17 protein-coding genes and 1 pseudogene are annotated in these 22,496 nt (G+C 60.7%); 7 read left to right on the top strand and 11 right to left on the bottom strand.

Translation table 11 applies throughout. The annotated features are described in order from the left end of the window. Positions 1–38: 38 nt before the first annotated feature. The 5 genes and pseudogenes from codA to ACRQFC_RS01020 form a co-directional block, all read right to left on the bottom strand. Complete coding sequence (gene codA, locus ACRQFC_RS01040; RefSeq protein WP_435719989.1) at positions 39–1,385, bottom strand: cytosine deaminase; 1,347 nt, start codon at positions 1,383–1,385, stop codon at positions 39–41. 51 nt (positions 1,386–1,436) lie between these two features. Then, positions 1,437–2,876, bottom strand: coding sequence for a cytosine permease (gene codB, locus ACRQFC_RS01035; protein ID WP_435719988.1), 1,440 nt, complete (start codon positions 2,874–2,876; stop codon positions 1,437–1,439). A gap of 204 nt (positions 2,877–3,080) precedes the next feature. After that, positions 3,081–3,731 (bottom strand): Cna B-type domain-containing protein, encoded by a 651-nt coding sequence (locus ACRQFC_RS01030; protein WP_284883560.1) that lies wholly within the window; start codon positions 3,729–3,731, stop codon positions 3,081–3,083. Positions 3,732–3,791: 60 nt separating this feature from the next. Further along, positions 3,792–4,013 (bottom strand): annotated as a pseudogene (locus ACRQFC_RS09240) (Cna B-type domain-containing protein); the annotation flags it as partial. A gap of 26 nt (positions 4,014–4,039) precedes the next feature. Continuing rightward, complete coding sequence (locus ACRQFC_RS01020; RefSeq protein WP_284883561.1) at positions 4,040–5,752, bottom strand: right-handed parallel beta-helix repeat-containing protein; 1,713 nt, start codon at positions 5,750–5,752, stop codon at positions 4,040–4,042. Positions 5,753–6,083: 331 nt separating this feature from the next. Between ACRQFC_RS01020 and ACRQFC_RS01015 the strand changes: the two genes are divergently transcribed. The 6 genes from ACRQFC_RS01015 (at position 6,084) to ACRQFC_RS00990 (ending at position 12,974) form a co-directional block, all read left to right on the top strand. Next, positions 6,084–6,650, top strand: a complete 567-nt coding sequence (locus ACRQFC_RS01015; RefSeq protein WP_016441893.1) for an MptD family putative ECF transporter S component — start codon at positions 6,084–6,086, stop codon at positions 6,648–6,650. A 13-nt stretch (positions 6,651–6,663) separates the two neighbouring features. Next, positions 6,664–7,572 (top strand): energy-coupling factor transporter transmembrane component T family protein, encoded by a 909-nt coding sequence (locus ACRQFC_RS01010; RefSeq protein WP_435719987.1) that lies wholly within the window; start codon positions 6,664–6,666, stop codon positions 7,570–7,572. Then, a complete protein-coding gene (locus ACRQFC_RS01005; protein ID WP_435719986.1) occupies positions 7,569–9,155 on the top strand; it encodes an ABC transporter ATP-binding protein in 1,587 nt (528 codons plus the stop codon). The genes ACRQFC_RS01010 and ACRQFC_RS01005 overlap by 4 nt, the downstream gene beginning before the upstream one ends. A gap of 171 nt (positions 9,156–9,326) precedes the next feature. Beyond that, on the top strand, positions 9,327–10,865 hold the full coding sequence (locus tag ACRQFC_RS01000; protein ID WP_435719985.1) for an anthranilate synthase component I family protein: 1,539 nt from the start codon (positions 9,327–9,329) through the stop codon (positions 10,863–10,865). Then, entirely contained in the window at positions 10,862–11,437 is a 576-nt protein-coding gene (locus ACRQFC_RS00995; RefSeq protein ID WP_320753952.1) for an anthranilate synthase component II, read from the top strand. Before ACRQFC_RS01000 ends, ACRQFC_RS00995 begins: the two co-directional genes overlap by 4 nt. 52 nt (positions 11,438–11,489) lie before the next feature. Further along, positions 11,490–12,974, top strand: a complete 1,485-nt coding sequence (locus ACRQFC_RS00990; protein ID WP_320753951.1) for a DUF4232 domain-containing protein — start codon at positions 11,490–11,492, stop codon at positions 12,972–12,974. 22 nt (positions 12,975–12,996) lie between these two features. Here ACRQFC_RS00990 and ACRQFC_RS00985 read toward each other — a convergent pair whose 3' ends face one another. The 6 genes from ACRQFC_RS00985 to ACRQFC_RS00960 form a co-directional block, all read right to left on the bottom strand. Continuing rightward, the gene (locus ACRQFC_RS00985; RefSeq protein ID WP_435731177.1) at positions 12,997–13,872 is read right to left on the bottom strand and encodes a hypothetical protein; all 876 of its coding nucleotides are present in this window, start codon (positions 13,870–13,872) and stop codon (positions 12,997–12,999) included. Further along, entirely contained in the window at positions 13,869–14,099 is a 231-nt protein-coding gene (locus ACRQFC_RS00980; RefSeq protein ID WP_035276963.1) for a hypothetical protein, read from the bottom strand. Before ACRQFC_RS00980 ends, ACRQFC_RS00985 begins: the two co-directional genes overlap by 4 nt. Positions 14,100–14,145: 46 nt before the next feature. Beyond that, positions 14,146–14,538 carry a hypothetical protein gene (locus tag ACRQFC_RS00975; RefSeq protein WP_320753602.1) on the bottom strand — a complete coding sequence of 131 codons (393 nt, stop codon included), beginning with the start codon at positions 14,536–14,538 and terminating at the stop codon, positions 14,146–14,148. 153 nt (positions 14,539–14,691) lie between these two features. After that, positions 14,692–18,714: a MiiA motif-containing surface protein gene (locus ACRQFC_RS00970; RefSeq protein ID WP_320753601.1), complete on the bottom strand. Its 4,023-nt coding sequence runs from the start codon at positions 18,712–18,714 to the stop codon at positions 14,692–14,694. Positions 18,715–18,899: 185 nt separating this feature from the next. After that, complete coding sequence (locus ACRQFC_RS00965) at positions 18,900–19,541, bottom strand: nucleotidyl transferase AbiEii/AbiGii toxin family protein (RefSeq protein ID WP_320753600.1); 642 nt, start codon at positions 19,539–19,541, stop codon at positions 18,900–18,902. Next, complete coding sequence (locus tag ACRQFC_RS00960; protein WP_320753599.1) at positions 19,516–19,869, bottom strand: hypothetical protein; 354 nt, start codon at positions 19,867–19,869, stop codon at positions 19,516–19,518. The genes ACRQFC_RS00965 and ACRQFC_RS00960 overlap by 26 nt, the downstream gene beginning before the upstream one ends. Before the next feature lie 196 nt (positions 19,870–20,065). On the opposite strand from ACRQFC_RS00960, the gene ACRQFC_RS00955 reads away from it, so the two are divergent. After that, positions 20,066–22,210, top strand: a complete 2,145-nt coding sequence (locus ACRQFC_RS00955) for an LPXTG cell wall anchor domain-containing protein (protein WP_435731179.1) — start codon at positions 20,066–20,068, stop codon at positions 22,208–22,210. Positions 22,211–22,496: the final 286 nt, after the last annotated feature.

The raw sequence follows: 22,496 nt of genomic DNA, 5'->3' as shown, positions 1-22,496 counted from the left end.
CGCGAAGCCCGCGCCGCGCACGGCGCACAACCAACCACCTACAAATACCAGGCGCGCTCCGGCTCACTCGATTCGAAGAGCAGCTCGCCGTGCCGGTAGGAAGCCAGCACCGGGGCGTGGAAAGCCAGAGCCTCCCGCCAGGACTGCGCCCCCAGCACGATGAAGTTCGCGGGATTACCCACCTTGATGCCGTAATCGGGCAGGTGGAGGGTGCGGGCCCCGTTGTGGGTGATGAAGCGATAGGAATTATCGATCTGCGAAGCGCCCATCATCTGGGTCACGTACAGCCCGATGAGGGTCACGTCGCGCAGCGAGCCCGTGCCCAGCGGATTCCACGGATCGACGATATCGTCCTGCCCGAAGGACACGTTGATCCCCGCTTCCGTCAGCTCCTTGACCCGGGTCACCCCGCGGCGCTTCGGATAGGTATCCGTGCGCCCTTGCAGGTGGGTATTGACCATCGGATTGGATACGAAATTGATTCCGCTCATCTTGAGCAGTCGCAGCAGCCGAATGAAATAGGCATTGTTATACGAATGCATCGCCGTGGTATGCGAGGCCGTGACCTTCTCCCCGATACCGGCCTCGTAGGCCCGAGTCGCCAGGGTTTCCAGGCCGCGCGAAGCGCCGTCGTCGATCTCATCACAATGCACGTCCATGAGGAGGTTGAATTCCTGCGCGAGTCCCACCGCGTAATTCAGCGAGCTCACCGAGTATTCGCGCGTGAATTCGTAATGCGGGATGGCACCGATGGCGTCCACGCCCAGCTCGGCGGCGGTGCGCAGCAGTTCGCGCCCGTGCGGGTAGGATTCGATGCCCTCCTGCGGGAAGGCCACCAGCTGCAAAGTGACGCGGTCGCGCAGTTCCTCGCGCAGTTCGAGCAGGGCGCGCAGCGCGGTGAGCTTCGGGTCGTTGATATCCACATGGGAGCGGATGTACTGGATGCCGAAACGTACCTGCTGGCGGATTGCCCGCATGGCGCGCTCCTTGACGTCCTCCACCGTGAGCTTCGCCTTGCGTTGCGACCAAATTTCGATGCCCTCGAAGAGAGTGCCCGATTCGTTGGGGTGCGGATCACCTTCGGTCATCGTGGTGTCCAGGTGCACGTGGGATTCCACGATGGGCGGCAGGGCCAGGCGCCCGCCAAAGTCACGGACGGTGGCGGCCGGCGCGTGGCTCGGCTGCGCCGTGGTACCAGAAACGGCGGCGCCAGAAACGGGGGCGGGTGAACCGGCGGCACGCGAACCGGCGCCGGCGGAAACCGCGCCGGAACCGGCAACCGGCCCGGCGGGCGTGATCGCGGTAATGATGCCGTCAGTCACGGTGATATCGGAGAGATGCTCAGCGTTTTCGATGCGCAGATTCCGGAAAATCTGGGTGCTCACGGGTGCTCCTTTCGGGTGCGTGCGATACGTTACGGTGCGGCGCGCGGGCGCTTACTTCATTTTTGCGACGACGCCGCGGCCAGCGAAGAACACGGCCAGCGTGGCCACGATAGCGTTGAGCGAGGCAATCCCCACCGGGATGGTCCAGCCCACCAGCGCTCCGGCCGCCACCGCGATCACCGCGGGCCAGGCCACCGCGCGGGTCGCCGAGGTATTCGAGGTGTCCGCGGCGGAGATCCGCCCGGTTTCCACGGCTTCCACGATGGCCTGGTAGGCGCGGCGGTTGGCGAAGTAGTCGGCTACCAGCACGGTGCCAATCGGGGGCAGGGTGGCGTTGAGGAAGCTCAGCCAGCCCACGAAGTTGTCGTAGAGCCACAGCGCGCACAGGGTGCCGAGGATGCCGGCGATGATGACCAGCGGCTTCTTGGGGCGCTTCGTCATATTCGCGAAGCCCAGGCCGGTGGTGTAGAGGGCGTTGTTATTCGTGGTCCAAATATTCGCGCCCAGCACGATGAGGGCGGGGATGGCCAGGCCCTGGGCGATCATGACGTAGAAAATATCGTCTTTGCCGGTGAAGGCCCCGCCCACCGCGCCGAAGGAGAACATGAGGGTATTGCCCAGCAGGAAGGCGATGACGGTGGTGATAACCGCGGATTTCGCGGAGCCGGCGAAGCGGGTGAAGTTCGGGGTGGCCGAGCCGCCCGAGATAAACGAGCCGACCACCAGGCCAACTCCCACCATAACCGGCATGCCGCTGGTGTTTGCGAAGATGCGGGTGAGCCCGCCGCCGTCCACCGTGGCGGTCACCATCGAGTAGGTGCCCAGGCCCGCGATAAGCGGCACGGAGATGAAGGACACGATCTCGATGGCCTTGATGCCGTAGTAGGCGGAGGCGGTCATGAGGCCGCCGGCGATGAGAACAATCGGCCAGGGGCTAATATTGAGGATTTCCGCGGTCGGGATGGCGAACATGGCCACGCCCACGCCGAACCAGCCCATCTGGGTGAAGGCGATGAGGAAGGAGGGGAGGAAGGAACCGAAGCGGCCGAAGGAGTGGCGGGCGAGTTCGTCCACGCCCATCCCGGTTTTCGCGCCCACGTAGGCCAGGGCCCCGGTGAAGGTGGCCAGGATGGCGCCGCCGATGGAGACCGCGGCGATGAAGCCGCCCAGGTCTAGGCCGATGCCGAGCTTCGCTCCGACCGACATGGACGCGGAGAAGAAAGTGAAGCCGAGCATAACAAAGCCGACGGCCCAAAAGGAACGTCGGCTTGAAGTGGGAACAACTCCGAATGAGAAATCCTCGTCCGGCCGGTTGTTAACTCCTGCGGAATCAGGAATACCGGAAAGGCCGGGATTATCGGGAATTCCAGAGCTGGTGGAAATTCCAGAACCGGTGGAAATACCGGATTCGGCGGGAATGGTGAGATTCCCATCGATGGGGTGATCAATCGGTTGAGTGGCGGTCGGGATTTTCGTTTCCGTCACGGACATGAGTGAGTGTGCCTCCGAATTTTCCTGAGCCTGCCTGATTTTGGCTCAAATTGCCAATAGCATATTCCTCTCCCGAGGCGGAGGGAAATTTTTTCGGCGTGAAACGGGTCTCAGTCGGATAGTGCCCATTAAGAGGTACGACGACGGCGGGGGTGGTACATCGCGGTGCGATGTACCACCCCCGTGAGCTGGCGCAGGGCGCGGTTAGCGGTCCGTGCGGAGGCGGCGCCAGGCCAGGATTCCGAGGCCCGCCACGAGCGCGGTGGCCGCGAGGGCTGCTCCGGAACGAGCGTCGCTACCGGTGCGCACAATCCGCGGCGGATTAGCCGGCGGGGTGCTTGGCGGCGTGCTGGCCGGTGGAGTTACCGGAGGTGTGCTCGGCGGCACCGTGGGCGGTGTCGTTGGAGGCACGCTCGGCGGAGTCGTCGGCGGAACACTCGGTGGCGTTGTAGGAGGCACCGGAGGCTCCGTGGTAGGAGGCACGCTCGGAGTGGGCGGCGTGGTTGGCGGAGTAGTCGGAGGTGTTGGCGGCTCCGTGGTGGGCGGCGGCGGTGTATGAGTATTCGTGATGACGTACCCGCTGCCCGCATCCCCGCTGATCACGCTTGTATACCCGGGAACTTGCACTTCGCGTACTGAGTACACCGCCTTGCGGCCCTCGCGGTACACCGGGAGATCCGTGAACTTCCCGGTCCATCCGCCCGCGGCGCTCAGCACCAGGCTCTGACCCACCGGCTGGCCCCCGTCCAGGAGTTCCACCGTGACCTTATCGGGGCGCAGCCCGGCAGGCGCGGCGTCGTCGTTCCATTTCTTCGCCACCGAAACTTCGGTGGACATGGTGTTGGTGAGTGCCACCGTGTAGAGCTTCGCGCCGTCGTCCGCCGTGGTGGCGGTGGTGCGCAGCGTGTACGGGGAGTTTTCCGCGCCGTGCTCGCGGAATTCGATGGGGAGTTGCTTGCCGGTGGCCGCGTCGATGAGCGTGGCCGGGTTGGGGAAGTTGGGGATCTCGGCCGTCCACTGCTGCGCGGCCGTGAGGGTGATTTCCTGGAGTTTATGCCCGCCTACCAGTACGTCCAGCGTGATGGACTCGGGGCGGGTGGCGGCGTCGTCGCCCTCCCAGGCCTTCGTGACGCGCAGGGTCCAGATGTCATCCTCGCCGAAAATCAGCTCGCCGTTATTGGCATGCCGCCGCCACTAATGCCAATGCCGGTGGCGCGATTGTTTTCGATAACAACGCTCGCCAACTGCCCAGCCAGGGCTTTTGCCTCCGCGCTCGGCACCGACTTGAAAGCCTTATTGTCATTAATGGGCTGACCGAAGGGAACCGGGGTATTCTCCCCGCCTTCCTGGTAACGCGGCAGCTGTTTCTCCGCGGGCCAATTAGTGTGAATGCCGTAGGCGGAGCCATCCTGGAACCAGGCGCGCGGGGAGCCGCCCAGCATCCGCTCAGTCACCACAACCGGCTGGCCCGCAACGGGCGTCGGGTTATCGAATTCGTGCTTGGCAACGCTGAAGAAATCATCGCCGGCGCCCTTGTATTGCTGCTGGGTACCAGCATTCGGCGCAGAATTATCGAAAATAGCCACGCCTCGGGTGATATTCATGGTGGTCCTGCCGGTGGGGCAGTTCCACACCCCGCCGCCCTGAGGGCTCGGCGGGCGGTTGCCAGCTCCGACCAGCCGCATCTCCGCGATCTCATTATTGCGGATAACCGCGTTGTGGATGGTGAGAGTGGAGCCTTTCTCATTGTAAATACCGGCACCGCCCCAGAATCCGCGGGACGTATTTCCGCTGATAAGCCCGGCGGTAAGAGTAACCTTGCTATTCGACCGGAAGGCGAGCGCACCACCGGATTCGCCGGAGATGTTATTCGTGAACGAGGTCCCGGCCAAAGTGACAGTAGCCTGAGCCGTATGCAGACCTCCGCCAGCGATGGTGGACTCATTTCCGGTGATGATTCCACCGGTGAACTTCGCTTCGCCACCGGTGATATGAATACCGCCTCCCTGGCCCTTGAATGCGCCATTGGAATTCCCGCGGACTTCGCCGCCGCTCATGGTGAAGGGGGAGTGCATAAGCGCCATAGCCCCGCCAATTTCTGTGACGTTGCCGCTCAGCGTGCCGCCACTGAGCTCCACGGTGGCACCTTCGGTGAAGACCGCTCCACCGAGACCGTTGAACTCCGGGTGGCTCACCGTGTTTTTGCTGAGCGTGCCCCCGCTGATCACGAGTTTTGCGGGTTGCTCCGCGCTGCCCCATACTCCGATAGCTCCGCCGAGTTGCAGGCCGGCATTCTCGGTGAGGGTGCCGCCACCCACGGTGATGGTTCCGCCGTAGGCGGTAATCGGTGCATATTTTTGGGCGACGACGCCGCTCGGCCCGAGCGTGCCACCCTGCGGCGCACTGGAATTACGCGAGAAATCAGCGGTGCCGCTAATAATCAGGTCCCCGCCCTTGACGAAAATAACCGGGCCGGTCAGGGCCGTATCGTGAATCGAGCCGGCATTTACCGTGAGCGTGCCCTCCACCACGAATTGGGTGCGGGTGAATGACGGACCGGCCAAGGTGAGAGAACCACCCTTGTCCACCTGGATCGCGGGCAGATCCGCGCCGGTAACCTCGCCGCTGCCGGTGAGGGTGAGCTGGGTTCCGGCCGGAACCCGCAGCACCGGCGCATCCGCGCTAAGACTCAACTTATGGGAAAGAGTCACGCTTATATCACCCGATTGGGAAGCGGTGGTGATGAGCTCGTTCCACGTGGACGGAGTGGCCTCGCCCGGCGGATTTGGCTCCCCGAGTGCGGTTGGCAAGGGCGCGATGGCCGCGAGCAGGCCAAAAATAAGAGCGATGAGGGCGCCGGAGATTTTTCTGGTCACAGGTTCCTCCTTCGGTACGATTGTGGCGCAACGCCACCGTTGGCGCGAGCGATTGAAAATCGATACAGATTTAGGCTACTCGTTTCGCGACGCTTGCGCAGGCCCTGTGGCGCGCTTCGCGGCTTGGCACATTTCCGCCTCGCGTGGCACCCGGCGCAGGCTTCCGCAATGGCCGTGAATCCACCCCGCCACCCCCGCATTTCACCCGTATTTCACACGTCCTATTGACGCACGCTCAGATCGCGCTACAGTTAATCCCCGAAAGTTCAAGTTAGGGTGCCCTAATCCGCCCCTGATTCGTTCTCACTACTTCGTTCAGGAGTGACTCACCGTGAAAACTAAAGACTTTATTAACATTGGCGTTTTTACTGCCATCTACTTCGTTGTGCTTTTCGGCTTCGGCATGCTGGGCGTCATCAACCCGGCGATGATGTTCGTGGGCTACGCGCTGGGGATTATCGCCAACGGCGTCGTCGTTTTCCTCTTCAAAGCACGCGCCCCGAAATTCGGCACCCTCGGACTTATGGCGCTGCTCGTGGGCGCACTTATGGTGCTCACCGGCCATCCGTGGGTGACCGTGCTGCTCACCTTCGGCCTGGGGCTGCTGGGCGATTACCTCTTCACCCGCGGCAAGCGCTACCTCAAGATCCTCGGCTATGCGTTGATGTCGCTGTGGTACGTCGCCCCGTGGTTCCCGGTCCTCACCGACGCCGAAGGCTACTACCAGTACATCGCCGGCTCCATGGGCACCGAGTACGCCGACGGCCTGCGCTGGTTCCTCTCCCCGACCATGATCGCCATCTGGGGCGTGGCCGTGTTCGTGCTCGGGATCATCGGCGGTTTCTTCGGCGATTCGGTGCTGCGCCGCCATTTCCGCACGTCCGGTATCGCACGCTAGCTGCGAGGTTCCGGTGGATTCCACAATTTTTAACGACGACGCCGCGGGCCCGCGTGCTCGCGGCCCGCTCGCTTCCCCTACCAGCGTGCCCGCCATGCCCGGCGCTGGCGCGCCCGCCCTGCCCGGCGCTGGCGTGCCCGCTAATCCTGGCTCCGAGGTGCCCGCGGTGCTTGATGCCGGCGCGATTCTGAGCTTGGATGAGCGCCGACGCTGGCGCCCGGACCCGCGCACCGTCCTCCTCCTGGTGCTGGTGGGTAATGCGCTGGTCATGACGCGCGGCAGTTTCCTGCTCGCGGTGATCGTGGTGCTGGTGGCGGCGCTCGCGCTCGTGAGTAACGGGCGGGTGAAACTGGCCCTCGGCATCATCGTGGTGGAATCCTTCTGGATGTTCCTTATTTTCCTCCCGAGCCTCACCGGGGCCTCCGCCTTGGGTGCCTTTTTCGTGGCCTTCGGGTTTTGGATGTTCAAATTATGCGCGGCGGCCGCCCTGGCCGGGTATGCCCTCACGGTGCTGGTGCCCGGCGAGCTGGTGGCAGCGCTGCGCGCCCTGCGTATCCCGGTGGCGGTGACCGCGCCGATCACCGTGCTGCTGCGTTTCCTGCCGATCGTGGTTTCCGAATACCGGGCGGTGCGCGAGGCCATGGCCCTGCGCGGCCTGGCCATGGGCTGGAGCGCCGTGTTGCATCCCTTGCGCTACCTGGAATTTATCCTGGTGCCGCTGCTGTCCTCCTGCGCCCGCATTGCCGATGATATGACGGCCGCGGGAACCCTGCGCGGCCTCGGCTCGCGCACCCGCCCCACCTCGCTGCATCGCCTGCGTTTCTCCTGGGTGGATGCGCTGTGGCTCGCGGTCATCGCGGCCCTCATTGTGGCGCGCTACTACCTCGCCAATATCAGCTTCACCCCGGGAGGAGTGCGATGAGCGCGCCCGATCAGCAAGCCACCGAAGCTCAGGGCACCGCGGCTCCCGAAGCTGCGGGCGCTGCGACTTCCGCTTCCGCAACCGCGGATTCCGCCACCTACCTGCGCGGCGTCACTTTCACCTACCAGAGCGATCCCGAGCTGCCCACCGCCGAATGCGGCGTGCGCGATATCGACCTCGACTTCCCGGAAGGTTCGTGCACTCTCATCACCGGGCCATCCGGCTCCGGGAAATCCACGATCCTCAAACTCCTCAACGGCCTCATCCCCGAGCTCTACCCCGGCGAGCTGCACGGCGAGGTCCGCCTGGCAGGGCACAGCACCACCGCCACCCCGATTCAGGAACTCGGGCGCGCTGCCGGCACCGTTTTCCAAAACCCGCGCGCGCAATTCTTCACCGCGAAAGTTCTCGAGGAACTCGCCTTCGCCGGTGAAAACGCCGGGGACGCACCCGAGGCCATCGCCGAACGCATTGCCCACGCCGCCACCACCTGGAATATCGAGCGTTTCCTCCCACGCCGCCTCGCCCAGCTTTCCGGGGGCGAATTGCAATTGGTGGCGAGCGCCGCCGCGCTGGTCGGCCCGCACCGCATCCTCCTTTTCGACGAACCAACCTCCAACCTCAGTCCCGAGATGGTCGGGCATTTCGCGCAGGTCGTGCGCGCCCTCAAAGCCCGCGGCTGGACCACGATCATCGCCGAGCACCGCCTCTATCCGCTGCGTGGCGTAGCGGACCGCGTCGTCGTGATGCACGGCGGGCGCATCACTGGGTGCTACGCCGCCGCGGATTTCTTCGCGATGGACGAAACCGAACGCATCGGCCTGGGCCTGCGGACCTTGCGGGTACCCGAACGTGCGGCGCGCGTGCCCGCCACCATGCATAAGGGCGACGACGCCGGCGCACCGGCCAACGCGCCCACTACCCCGGGCGTGGTGGCCGAGTCGGTGCGCTTTGCCTACGGGCCCCACGAGGTGCTCAATCTGGAGCGGGTGGAGCTCCCGGCCGGGCAGGTCACCGCGCTGACGGGCCCCAACGGGGCGGGGAAAACTACCCTGGCTCGGGTGCTCATCGGCCTGGCCCATCCGGAATCTGGTGCGCGGATTGCTTTCGGCGGGAAAGTGTGCCGGGGGCGCGAGCGGCTGCGCCATTCCAGCTTGGTTATGCAGGATGTCACCCGCCAGCTTTTCGCGGAAACCGTGCGCGGGGAAGTGGCGCTCGGGAATTCCGGGGTGAGCGCGGAACAGATCGAGCAGGTCTTGGCGGACCTCGGGCTAGGCGAGGTGGCGGACCGGCATCCGGCTACTCTATCGGGCGGGCAGAAGCAGCGCCTCGTCGTCGCCAATGCAACGGTGGCACACGCCGACTTTTATGTCTTTGACGAACCGACCTCCGGGGTGGATTATCGGCACCTCCGCTCCATCTCCACTCACATCCGCGCGCTTGCAGCGCGCGGAGCCACGGTCCTGGTGATCAGCCACGATCCGGAATTCATTAACGAGGTGGCCGATAATGAGCTGCATCTGGAGCCGCGGGATCCGGAAAGTGGAACGCAGCGCGCCGAACTATTCGGCCTGCTAAAGTGACGGGTATGGATACGGGTTGTGCAAAGCTTGCGGCGCTGGGCGCCGGCTGGCGTCGATGGCGCGCCTAATTTTTCTTCCCCGCACGCGCGTGCTTTCTAAGCGGGCCGTGCCCTCAGGGATCAACGTCACCCCATAATTAAGACCCCCGCACTGTTATCACAAAGGATAATTATGCAGTTTTACCCTGCCCTCGCTGAGCTGGGCGCCCTCAGAACCGAGAATCGCGTTGCGCCCGAGCATCACTCCGCGCCTGAGTACCGTGCCGCGCCCGAGCAGCACTCCGCGCCCGAGTATCGTGCCGCGCCCGTCGCCACCGAAATTCTTTCCGATTCCCTCACGCCCGTCACCGCTCTGAAAATCCTCAAAAACGTTTCCGATCACGTCTATATGCTCGAATCGGCCGGCCAGGATCAGACCTGGGGGCGTTACACGTTCCTTGGTTACGATCCGAAACTCGAAATTACGGCCGTGGACGGGCAGGTACGGATTAATGACCAGTCGGCTGACTATGAGTCCCCTTCGGATGCGATCCGCGAGGTTCTTGCCCGTTACCGCAGCCCGAAAATCCCGGGGATGCCGCCCTTTGCCGGCGGGCTGGTGGGATATTTTTCCTATGACTACGTGAAATATGCTGAACCCACCCTGCGCCTCGATGCCCCGAACGAGGAGGGATTTAATGATGTTGATCTTATGCTTTTCGACACCGTTATTGCCTTCGATAACTTCCGCCAAAAAATCATATTAATCAAGGTGGTGGGGCTCGATAACCTCGAGGAAGAATACCCGCGTGCCACGGAAGAATTACGCGAACTGGCCCAGTTGCTGCTGCACGGGGAGCCGGTGGCGGATACTACCGGGCGCCTGACCGGGCCAATTACCCCGGTTCTCAATAAGGCCGAATTCGTGGCGATGGTGGAGCGCGCCAAGCACTATATTCACGAGGGTGATATTTTCCAGATCGTGCTCTCTAATTGTTTGCGCGCGGAATTCACCGGTTCCCTTATTGATACTTATCGGGTGTTACGTACTATTAATCCTTCCCCGTATATGTTCTATTTCAGCGGGCATAATATTGAGGTGGCGGGGGCATCCCCGGAAACCTTGGTGAAATTGGAGGATGGCACCCTCTTCACTTTCCCGCTGGCCGGTACTCGCCCTCGCGGTGCCACGCCCGCGGAGGATGCTCGCCTGGAAGAAGAACTGCTGGCGGACCCGAAGGAGTTGGCCGAACATAATATGCTCGTGGATTTGGGGCGTAATGATATTGGGCGCCTGGCGCAATTCGGCACCGTGAACGTGGATCGTTTCCATGACGTGGTGCGTTTCTCCCACGTCATGCATATTGGTTCCACGGTGAGCGGGAAAATTCGCCCCGAGTGCGATGCCCTGGACGCTGTAGCCTCGATTCTGCCCGCGGGTACCCTGAGCGGGGCACCGAAGATTCGCGCCTGCCAGCTCATTAATGATCTTGAAGGCAATAAACGTGGTATTTATGGCGGCGCCATCGGCTACCTCGATTTTTCCGGGAACCTCGATACCTGCATCGGTATCCGCATCGCCTACAAGATCGGGAACACGGTCTACGCGCGCAGCGGCGCGGGTATCGTCCAAGATTCCGTTGCCGCCACCGAATACCAAGAAACCCTAAATAAGGCCGCGGCCGTCCTGGAAGCTTTGCACGACGCCGCCCAGCTGGAGGAATGCTCATGATCCTCATCATTGATAACTACGATTCTTTCACCTACAACCTGGTGCAGCTGGTCGGAACTTTCCGCCCGGATGTCAAGGTGGTGCGTAATGATGCCCTGAGCGTGGCGGAGATTGATGCGCTGGCCCCGGATGGAATTATTATTTCCCCCGGCCCGGGCTTCCCCCGCGACGCCGGCGTATCCATGCCGCTGGTGGAGCAGCTGGCCGGAAAATACCCCATCCTCGGTGTGTGTCTGGGCCACCAGGCAATTTGCGAGGCCTTCGGCGCTACCGTGACCTACGCGGCGGAGGTGGTGCACGGCATCGCCCGCCCGGCCCGCATGGATACCTCCAGCACCCTCTTCGCGGGGTGCGAGGATGAAGAAATGGTGGCCCGCTACCATTCCCTCGCGGTGCGCGACGATACCCTCGGCGATGATCTGGCTGTGACTTCGCGTTGCGTGGGGGATGGGGAGGTCATGGCGGTGGAGCACCGCAGCTTCCCCGTCTTCGGGGTGCAATTCCATCCCGAATCGATCCTCACCCCCTGCGGGCGCACGATCATGAAGAATATCCTCGCGCGCTGCCGGTAGCTGCGTCGTCGTACCCCTATGGTGGTACGACGGCGCGCACTAGAATCGCGGCATGACTGACGACGCGTCTGCACCCGCGCAGCTCCCCACTCCTGAGCGGCCGCTATGGCGAGCCCGCGGGCTCGGCGCGGCTGGCGTGCTGGTGCTTTCTTGGGTGGTCATTGTGTGGACTGTGCATCAGTCCCTGGTGCTGAACTCGTACGGAGATGGCGCCTGGTGCAGCTGGAATGCGACACGGCAGTGCCGGGTGGCTCCTTTTCCTTGGGATTATTTGCTTATTATCCTGGCCGGGATCGCGGTGGGGATAGGTGCTTGGATTGCTCTGGGGCGTTCACTGCCGCGAGCTTCGAGTAAGTTTGGCGGTGCCCGCGGCCCGCGCAAGCAGGTACGTTACCTGGCGATAGCGGTGGAAGTGCTGGGCACGCTCGCGGTCGTGGCGGTGGCAATACTCGGAAGCCTGGCCGCGCTCTTCGGTGGTGTGCCTGAGGGAGCCGTGGCCGGGGTGGGGCTGCTCGGGTTCGGAACGGGAATGCTCTTTTCCCTTACCCTCGCGGTGGGAACAGGTGCCTGCCGCGCGGCGTGGATGAACGGCGGAGCGGTGGCTGTGGCCGGGGCTGGCGCGGGCGTGTTGATGGCTCCTAGCCTGGTCACCGCGGGGCCACTGGGCTTGATCATTGTGGTTATCGTTTCTTGTGGGGTGATGCTGGGTGGTCTTGTTTTTGCGCGTGAAAACTGCCGGGTAGAAGTTGGCGAGGCCGCTGAACATGCTGGTGGACCTGCTGGTGGAGATGCTGGCGGACCTGCTGGCGGATCACCGGGTTTTGTCCTGAAACTTAGCCTGGGTGTCACCGCCACGGCGGTGGTGCTTTCCGCCTTAGGCTGGTGGCTGCTTCCTTCGCCGGCGGATCGCAGCTTTATGAAGGGCGAGTCGGTAACGTTCCCGCGAGAAGTGGAAGATTCCCGGGATTCTTCTGGGGCGTCCGTACCGCAAACTACGCCTACGGGGGAGGTTTCGCCCGCGCCGGAACCTTCGCCTATTTCTGGAGAGCCGTCCAGGTCTACACAAGATCCGCGCCCGGGCGCAATTTCGGAACCGTGTACGTCCGAGCAGGTGGATATGAGCCGGAGCTCGGTGGATGGTGCTCTTGGTGCGCGGCAGGTGCGAATCACGCTCACCAATCGCGGCGCGACCGCGTGCTCGGTGCGGGGCATGACCGGGGTGTGGCTCTCCGATGCGGGAGGTCAGAGCGATAGCTTTCCCGGCACCGAGCTCGCGACTACCGAGCTCAGAACCACGGAAATCACCGGAGTGGACTCCAGCGCCTATGAGCGTGGAGTTGAGCTTCCTCCGGGGGATAGTGCCACGATGGAGATTGAGTGGCGGGTAAGTAACTCCGGGGATGCTGGCGAGCAGCAGCTCTTAGGGCTCCAACTGAGTCCCGGTGGTGAAGTGATCCCCGTACCCGCGCGGAAAGGCGACGAAACGTGGTTCGACGGCGATATTACGCTGCCCATCCGGGTAGGGGCCTGGCACTAACGCAATCATTCTTATTGGTGTGCTACTCGGACTGAGCCACCCAATCAGCGAGGTAATTAGCCTGGTTCGTGAGGAACATTGTGCCGAGGTAGAGCCGGAAAAGGATCCGGGAAAACACGCTAAGCTCACCGAAACTCTCCGTGATGGTGACGAAGCAGCCTTCACCGGAAGGGCTCGATACGGCTTCAGGGTCATCTTCCGCAAGCAGGGCGAAACGGCGGGATTGCTGTGTGGCAGCATCGTGTTGGCCGGAGAATTCCCATACTGTGGGGCGGCCTTCCGCGCCCGGGTAGCGGAGTTCCCAGCCGGCGCCCGCCTCAGAAATATCGGCGAAGTTGGCGGCGGCGAATTCCGGGGACGCCGCGTATTCGCGTACCGCGCTGGCGCTGGTTGGCAGGTAGATCCGCAGCCGCGCGGTGCGCTTGATCCGGCGGGGCTGGGTGAGGGGTTCAGCTGCGGCAAGCGCAACGATAAGCTGCTTGCGGTCAATCCCTGCGCGCTCCACAATCGCGCGGCACGAGGCCTTGTTGTGGAGCAAACGCATAGCTACGCCGCAGTGATAATCACGGCCCGGGAATTTCCCGCTGAGGAATTTCTGCAGGTCTGCAGGTGGGGCGAGCTCGGCGGCGTCGTCGAAAATCTCAACGCGGGTGCGTTCACGTAACTGCACGGGCGGTAACCCAAATTCTTCGAGGCGTTCCGCGTGGAGCTGGTCAACGTGCTCACGCGCAACCCGCAGCGTGAGGCCGGCGCGGGCGCAGACGCGGCTGGCGCTGCCCCCACACGCGAGCAAGGCGACGAAAACATCGACGAGGCTGATCTCTTCGCGCCAGGCGCGGCGCGCTTCGAAAGCGGAATTCTGGATGAGCTGCAGGGCAGCGGCGGCAGGCATTTTCATGACGGGTTCCTTAGGTCGCGCGGCAGCCCCGCCGCGTATTTGCGATGGGCTGATTGCTTGGTTACCTCCAGGCAACGGCCAATATCGCTCCAGGACATGCCCGCGCGCACCGCTTCCTCGACGTAGTACTTCGTGACGCGATCAGCCTCCACGCGCATGGCGTGTGCGGCGCGCAGTTTCTCCGCGATCACCGCCGGATCTAGCCTCGCTTGTTGCTTCTTCGTCATCACGTCGTCAGTATATGCTGACGCGCATCTGTGGGGCAAGGTGGCATTACACCTGCGATGCGGAGTTGCCGGGCCGAGCGGACTGGCAGACGCGGAGCGCAGCGGCGCATATTCCCAGGGAGCCGCCTATCCACGCTGCGGCGCCGATGAGGTTAAGTTTGTCCGGATCATTGGCGAGCCATAACGAAATAACACCCACGCTGAGCACTGCCGCGCATAATGCGTAGGCGATGCTTGCCCGAGTCCAGCCGGCAAGCCGGTACGTGCAGCCGGTGCCAGCGGCGGCCAGCACCACCGTGATGGCCACAAAAACGGCGGGCGCGGCGGTTCCGGGCGTGAAGTGCCAGATGTCCGTCAGGTTGAGAACCAGGGCGCCGAGGCACATTGCGAGCAAAACGAAAGAACTGGTGAGCGATCCGTAGCGAGCCACGATATGCATGGTAGCGAAACCTCCTCGTTGAGATTTTGTTGATGCGGGTGCAAATGCGGCCGTGAATGCAAAGCTCCCCGGGAACGGTCGATATTTCGGCCACTCCCGGGGAGCGTTAATTCTGTTTCGGCGTGATCATGCGATCACGTTCCCGAAACTTTTTTAGCGGCGACGACGCCCAGCGGCCATGGCCCCACCGGCAGCCACCGCGGCGGCCGCAGCCAAGAGCCCAAGCGTCACATCAGCACCGGTGTGCTGCAGCTTCTTGACCTTCTTGACCTTGGCGGGCTTGGAAGCGTCCGGCTTGTCACCCTTATTGCCCTTGTCGGCATCACCGTTATCTGCCGGGGTGAGGAGCTTGACGGTCTTCTCCGCGGGGATTTGGGTCTCGGAACCGTCGGGGAAGGTGACGGTCACGGTGCCGTCCTTACCAACGGTGACCTGGGTGTTCTCCGGGAGGTCGGGGTTGGCCTTCTTGACCTTGTCCTTGACCTGGTCCTGCTCTTCGGGGGTGAGGTTGTTGGGATCCACGACACCGGTTACTTCGGGGTCGTTGATCTTGATCTTTTCGTTGTCCTTGAGCTGGCGAACCGTCTTGTCCGCGGGGATCTGGGTCTCGGAACCGTCCGGGAAGGTGACGGTCACGGTGCCGTCCTTGCCGACGGTGACCTGGGTGTTCTCGGGCAGGTCGGGGTTGGCCTTCTTGACCTTGTCCTTGACCTGGTCCTGCTCTTCGGGGGTGAGGTTGTTCGGGTCAACCACGCCGGTGATTTCGGGGTCGTTGAGCTTGTTCTTCTCGTTGTCCTTGAGCTTGCGGACGGTCTTGTCGGCCGGGATTTGGGTCTCGGAGCCGTCGGGGAAGGTGACGGTCACGGTGCCGTCCTTGCCGACAGTCACTTGCGTGTTTTCGGGCAGGTCGGGGTTGGCTTTCTTGACCTTGTCCTTGACCTGCTCTTGCTCTTCGGGGGTGAGGTTGTTCGGGTCAACCACGCCGGTGATTTCGGGGTCGTTGATCTTGATCTTCTCGTTGTCCTTGAGCTTGCGCACGGTCTTCTCAGCAGGAATCTGCGTCGTAGAATCATCAGGGAAGGTCACGGTCACAGTTCCGTTTTCTGAGACGGTGATCTTTGTACCCTTCGGAAGATCCGGATTCTTCTTCTCGACGGCCTTCTTGACTTGCTCGCGTTCGGGATCGGTCAGTTTATTGACATCGACAACGCCGGTGATTTCGGGGTCGTTGATCTTGATCTTCTCGTTGTCCTTGAGCTGACGCACGGTCTTGTCGGCCGGGATGTTCGAGGTCGAGCCGTCGGGGAATGTGACCGTGACGGTGCCGTCCTTGCCGACGGTGACCTGGGTGTTCTCCGGGAGATCCGGGTTGGCCTTCTTGACCTTGTCCTTGACCTGATCTTGCTCTTCGGGGGTGAGGTTGTTGGGATCAACAACGCCGGTTACTTCGGGGTCGTTGATCTTGTTCTTCTCGTTGTCCTTGAGCTTACGGACCGTCTTCTCGGCCGGGATGTTCGAAGTAGATCCGTCCGGGAAGGTAACGGTCACGGTCCCGTCCTTAGCGACAGTGATCTCACCAGTAAGGTCGGGGTTGGCCTTCTTGACCTTGTCCTTGACCTGCTCCTGCTCTTCGGGCGTGAGGTTATTCGGGTCGACAACACCAGTTACTTCAGGATCCTTGAGAGTGATCTTCTCGTTGTCCTTGAGCTGACGCACGGTCTTCTCGGCAGGAATCTGCGTCGTGGAATCGTCCGGGAAGGTCACTGTAACCGTGCCGTTCTCAGACACGGTGATCTTTGTTCCCTTCGGAAGATCCGGGTTCTTCTTCTCGACGGCCTTCTTGACCTGCTCGCGTTCGGGATCGGTCAGCTTATTGACATCGACAACACCGGTTACTTCGGGGTCGTTGATCTTGTTCTTCTCGTTGTCCCTGAGCTTACGGACCGTCTTCTCGGCCGGGATGTTCGAAGTAGATCCGTCGGGGAAGGTGACGGTGACGGTGCCGTCCTTGGCGACGGTGATGTCACCGGTGAGGTCGGGGTTGGCCTTCTTGACCTTACCCTTCACCTGGTCACGTTCCGGATCGGTGAGGTTGGTCAGGTCCACGACACCCGTGAGCTCGGGATCCTTGAGAGTGACCTTCTCGTTGTCCTTGAGCTTACGTACGGTCTTGTCCGGCGTGAAGGTAGTTGAGGAACCGTCCTTGTAGGTCACGGTTGCAGTTCCATTGTCGGAGACAGTGATCTCGGCATCCGTGGGAAGATCAGGGTTCTTGGTCTTGATGGCATCGCTAACCTTGGTCTTTTCCTCGGGCGTGAGTTTATCGAGGTCCACAACTCCGGTGATGTCGGGATCCTTCAGGGTGATCTTCTCTGCCATCTTCGGCTTGGTAACGGAGATCTTGAAGGGAACACGCACCGGCTCAGGCTGGCCGGGGATGGTCACGAGCACAGTGCCCGTCACATCGCCCGTCTCCTGCCCCTCGGGGATCTGGTAGGTGATCTTGCCATCCTCGCCAACGGTGAGGCCGGTCGGAGCATCGCCGTCGATCTTAAAGGTGGAACCGTCCGGGAAAGTGAAGTCTTCCGGGGTGGAGATCGGAACCTCAACTGTGGAACCGGACGTACCCTTCGAATCCGGGTACGAAGGCTTCACTGTCGGTGCCTTGAAAGTCTTGTTGCCGAGATCCTTGCCGTTGCGGTTGAAGGTGATGGTGACGGTGCCGTCCTTGCCGACGGTGACTTTGTCCGTGTCCTTGAGCTGGTTGAGCTCCCGGGTCTTGTCCTCAATGGCCTTCTGCTCACCAGGGGTGAGGTTGTTCGGGTCGCTTACCGTGGTTTCGGGGATACGTGCGGTGTAGTAAATGATGGTGGCGGTCAGCTTCGGGGAGACCGCGCCGAGGTCGGTTTTCAGGGTGCCGGTGAATTCCTGGGTACCAGGATCAAGGGTCATGCTATCAACCGAGATTTCCTTGGTTACCTTGGCCTTGACCTCATCGTGAATCTGTTGTTTGGTGAGTCCGTTATCGTTGCCGTACTTCAACGGGTTGAGATTTTTGTAATCGACGCCGATGAGGTCCTTGACTTCATCCGGTGTAAAGGGATCTTCGGTATCCAAGCTGCGAATGAGAGTTTCCTGCTTCAAAGGCACAACGCGCACCTTGAACATATTCGAGAAGGATTGAGTATAGCTTTTGTCGTTGGCTTTGTCAGTGCGGATGCCGATCCACCGGTTGCCGCCGGTAACGTTCGAAACGCCAGCGTTGTACTTGCCGGAGATCACGACCGCATTGCCGTCACGTTTTAAGTCGAGGCCGGCCAGTTGCTGATTGTTGGGGAGGCTATCATTACCTCCGGCACTGTTGGTGCCCCAGAGCTTCCCATTGTCGTAGTTATCGGCTTTGAGGGGGATTTTAACAGGGGGAATCGGAGTTGAGGTTTGCTGGCCTTGCTTCGGATTAGAAGCAGGATCCAGGAATACTAAAATATTGGGAACAGTTCCGATGACGCTGACGAATTCACTGCTCGGAACAACTGCACTGTAGGTATCAGATCCCTCGGTCTTTGTGATCGTCAGGTTGCCCTGGTTATCCATGGAGAGCTGCTCACGGGAGAGACCGAGATTGGCATTCTTTTTTGCGAATGCGTCAACGAGCCGACTTTGTTCCTCGTTCGACAAGCTGTAGCTATTCGGGTTGTCAACTGTGGCTTTACCGACGTTGTGATTGGTGTTGTAATTCGGGTATTCCGAACCCTTCTGGAATGCAAAGGGAGGGGTGTAGTAGAAAACTTTGACGGTGTAGGCTTCGGGATTGCCCTGGGGTGTCTTCTTTGTGACGGTCACCGGAATATCAGTTACGCGATCAGTGCGGCCGGGGCCGTTGGATCCAGCGTTCGCCTTAGAAATAGCACCTGCGTCCACGGTGATGTTGTAATCGTCAGCGTTGAGGCCGGCTTTGGTGAGTTCGGCTTTTACGGAGTCAAGAACTTCAGTTTCCTTTAATCCGTCGATCAAGAAGAAGTTCTTTGCGATGGCACCGCCGAACTTTGCGGAGTTGGCTTGTTCGGCAGTTGGAGCTCCCGCAGGGGAGGCTGGGTCGGCGAGCGCGGGAGTGCCGCCGAAGAAAATGAGAGTGGCGGCTAATGTAGCGCCGGCCACCTTACGAAATGGTGTCACGAGATCCGTTTCAGCGTGTCAAAATCATTGAACGGTGAATGTAACAATGAGATGAATAGAGAATTGACATCTCAATTCTAATCCGCAGGTCAGGGGGTTGAAAACCGTTTCTCTGTGACGTTATGCCCTGGTCTTTTCTTGCTGACGAATGTGCGGGTAACGGGGAAGGTACGTTGGGTGCCGCTTTACCTGTTCAGGCTTGTATGCCACTGGGCGTAGCGTTCTTGGATGGCGCGAAATTCTTCTTCAGAGATGCCGTACTGGGCTACCTCGTCGAAGTCCACGTAAGCGCAGGCTTCTAAGCGCTGAATAAAGAATCCCATGTCGAATCTGCGATCGCTTTCCTTGGCGAGGGCGATGAGTTGATCGTCGGTATAGCGGCCGCTGCGGCGAAGTGAATCCACATCCAAATAGTCACGAGGTTCCGCGCGGGAATACAGTGCGGCGACTTTGCTGCCCGCGGCATCTTCCTCCGCCAGAACTGGACCGATGTTTAACGTGGCTGGAGGGAAGCCACGCCAATCAACACCCATATCGATGGATAACACGTTATCTCCATCGGAGATGACCAGGTTGGCGTACTGGCTGCTTGCATGCGTCGTCGCAATCTTGAAGCCGTGTTCAATGCGCGTTTCCACTACCTTCTGGTACGCCAGCGGGAACGTATCCGCATGCTTCTGGACGGTAAAAAGGTCAATATCTTCAGTGGGGCGCGTAATAATTCCGTGCTCGCGTAGTGCTCCCGAGCCGCACAGAACGAAGCCGTACTCGTCGATTTTCGAGAGGATAAGGCGGGTGATTTTACGCTGAAATTCGAGATTTTCCATGGAAGATCCGATTCTCCGGCAGCTCCGGGAATTTTGATTCCCACATCTCGTAGACGCGCCACGGCAAACTGAGTGTTGGCCAGACCTGCATGAGGAGTTCCCGATTGAGCCAGCGCTCCTGCTGCTCGGTAGTTCCTTCGTTGATCAAAGCTGTGTAACCGCGCTTGATGAGGCCGTTGCTTTCAAGATGGATCGTCTGGGAATTCGGTGCCCAGATGATCGAGTGGTCGAGATAAAGCGTGCCGCCCATGCCGGGGCCGCGAAGCGCATCCAGGGAAGAGGGCAGTTCATAATGCTTGCGTTGTGAATAGGGTGCAATATCACGCATGCGGCCTCCTTCCCGGTTCTTCCCCCATCCTAAAGGGGAAGATGGCTGGAAGCCACGGCGCTAACTCTAATTGAGCTTCTGAATTATCTTCTACATTGAATATTTATATGGCAAGATAATCTTTGATAGCTTCCTCGAAGTTATATTTCCACGTTATTCACCAGTCCTCGGTGAAGATATTTAAAGGAGTTGATGGATGAAAAGCCTGCGTAGGGCGAAGGTGCTCGCGGCCTCTTTGGCTGCTTGTTTAACCGTCCCTCTTGCGTGTACTTATGCAGCATATGCGGATGGGGCGGATTCTAGCGGGGGGGGGGTAGTTCTTCCCGGTGATGATCCGGTAGCCGCAAACAAGGTAGCCATTAAGAACTTCGTCAATCCAGATCTGGCGGTGTTGCCAGATAACGTGAACTGGGACGGTAAACAACAACTCCAGACACAGGTAGAAACCTTCCACAAGGGTGTGAAGCTGCCCAATACCGCCACTCCTTACACCGTGTATCGCATGCGTGAGTTCCACGGCTACAACAAGCCGACAATCACCAATGCCGACGCGTTCGGTTGGAAACTCATAGGCGCGGCGTCGCTATCGCAAACCGGGCAGGCGTATAGCGAAGGCACTGGCGAATCGGGCATCATCAATCCCGAGGGCAAGAAAAATATTGCGTGGCTGGGTAAGTATTCTCCTAATGGTGAGAGCGTAGACCGCCCGGTTGATACCGGAACCAAGGCCCGCGATTTTATTGGCAATGCGGATCAGATGCCTGCTGATACCGTTTTTGAATTCGTTGAAGGTGAATATTGCCGGCACAAGACCAAAACCTGGCAGTATGTCGACTGTGCAAGTGATGATGCGAACGCCGCGATCAAGAAGAATTTCGTTGATCCCAACAAACTTACCGCTCTGGGTATCTGGGATGTTTTGGTCAAGGCCACCTTCGCCGAGGACGGCTCTTCGTGGATGATGGGTACGGAGTTTACGTACCGACCGCGCTTCAATATGGGAGTTCGGCAGGAACTCAACGTTACCCCCGGCCAGGAAATTGTCATCACTCCTTCCTGGGTGTCCAACGGCAACAAGGATGGGATTGACCAGATCCGCACCCTCGTCTACGACATCACCAACCAGCAGGGCGAAATTGACTGGAACCGAGCGGAAGAACGCCCCAAGGCGCTGATCGGTGTAGACACCAACGCGGACGAGCCGGGCAAGCAGGGATTTGTATGGAAAGTCCCCGAAGGTGTGACGCGCATTTCTGTGAGCTTCCAGCAAGCCGATGAGAAAAAGGAACATACCGGCCTGGCTGATAAGAAGGCGATAGCTGTTTCCGGTTTCACCGGAGCACACGCGACCAGCGGTTCTCACCTCGCTATATCCGCTGCTGATACCAATAAAGCTGACCAGCAATATGCGGGGCGCGCGTTTGACTACACGCTCACTGTGCAAAGCGACGGGCAGGTGGCCGCTGCTGGCGGCCAATTCACCGCAAAACTGCCGCAGGGAGTCAAGCTCGCTTCGGTCAGCGTAGGCTCTGGTGATTCCCAGACCGCAGGCGAAATTAAAGACGGCGTGCTCACCGCACCGCTACCCAAGTTGGAGCCGGGTGAGCAGACCACGATTACGCTGCACGGCCTGGTACTGCCCACTCCTGAAGCGTGGGATCTGGAATCTCCGATGCTGTCCTATGACACATTCGCGGTTCGTGGCGGCTACGTAGAAGCGGCACCGGACGGGGCTAAATTCCATATCAACCAGCCCTACAAGGTGACAATCAACGCGATCAAGGTGCCAACAGTCGATGCCGGTACCCAAACCGATACGCCGACTACAGAGGATACGGGTACGCAGACGGATGAGCCGTCGACTGGTGATGCTGGTACGCAGACCGACACGCCGACTACCGGCGACGCCGGGACTCGGACGGATGAGCCGTCGACTGGTGATGCGGGTACGCAGACCGATGAGCCGTCTACTGGTGATGCGGGTACGCAGACCGATACGCCATCCACTGGCGATGCCGGGACTCAGACCGATACGCCATCGACAGGCGATGCGGGTACGCAGACCGACGCCCCGAGCACCGGTGATACCGGCAAGCCGGCTGACGTTGATAAAACCGACCAGCCTGATGGCTCTGCGGGTAGCGCCGTCGGCGAAAAACCGAATCAAACCGATCCCGCGACCGATGGGAAAACCGCAGAATCTAGCAAAACGAAGCAGGTGAAGACCGCGCGTCACTTGCCTTCAACCGGAAGTGACGCTGCTGGTCTTGCAGGATTGGCTGGCGTAGCTCTCGCCTGCGGAATCGGGCTTGCGGTCGCGGCTTCGCGGAAGCGGTCCTAATCCCGCGGTATTCAATAAGCGGCCTGGCAGATAGCCTGTCGGCTTGAAGCGGCCCAAATGGCGGCCCAGGTTCCTCGTCATCCAGATGGGAACCTGGGCCGCTTTATGTCTCGATGCGGCGAAACGCCGGCGGTCACGGTGGAACAATTAAATTGAATACCGCGCGGAATAAATGCGATAAAATTATGCGGAACAGCGTTATGTGAGTGCGCGGTTACGTAGGCACGAGGAGGTGCGGGTCATGGCACGGCTACATGTGAGAAGGCGGTGGTCCTTCTTCGATGAT

It is taken from the genome of Actinotignum inguinis (assembly GCF_051265835.1).
Lineage (GTDB): Bacteria > Actinomycetota > Actinomycetes > Actinomycetales > Actinomycetaceae > Actinotignum > Actinotignum timonense.
The sequence above is the reverse complement of the archived record's forward strand: the minus strand, read 5'-3'. Positions and strand labels throughout refer to the sequence as shown.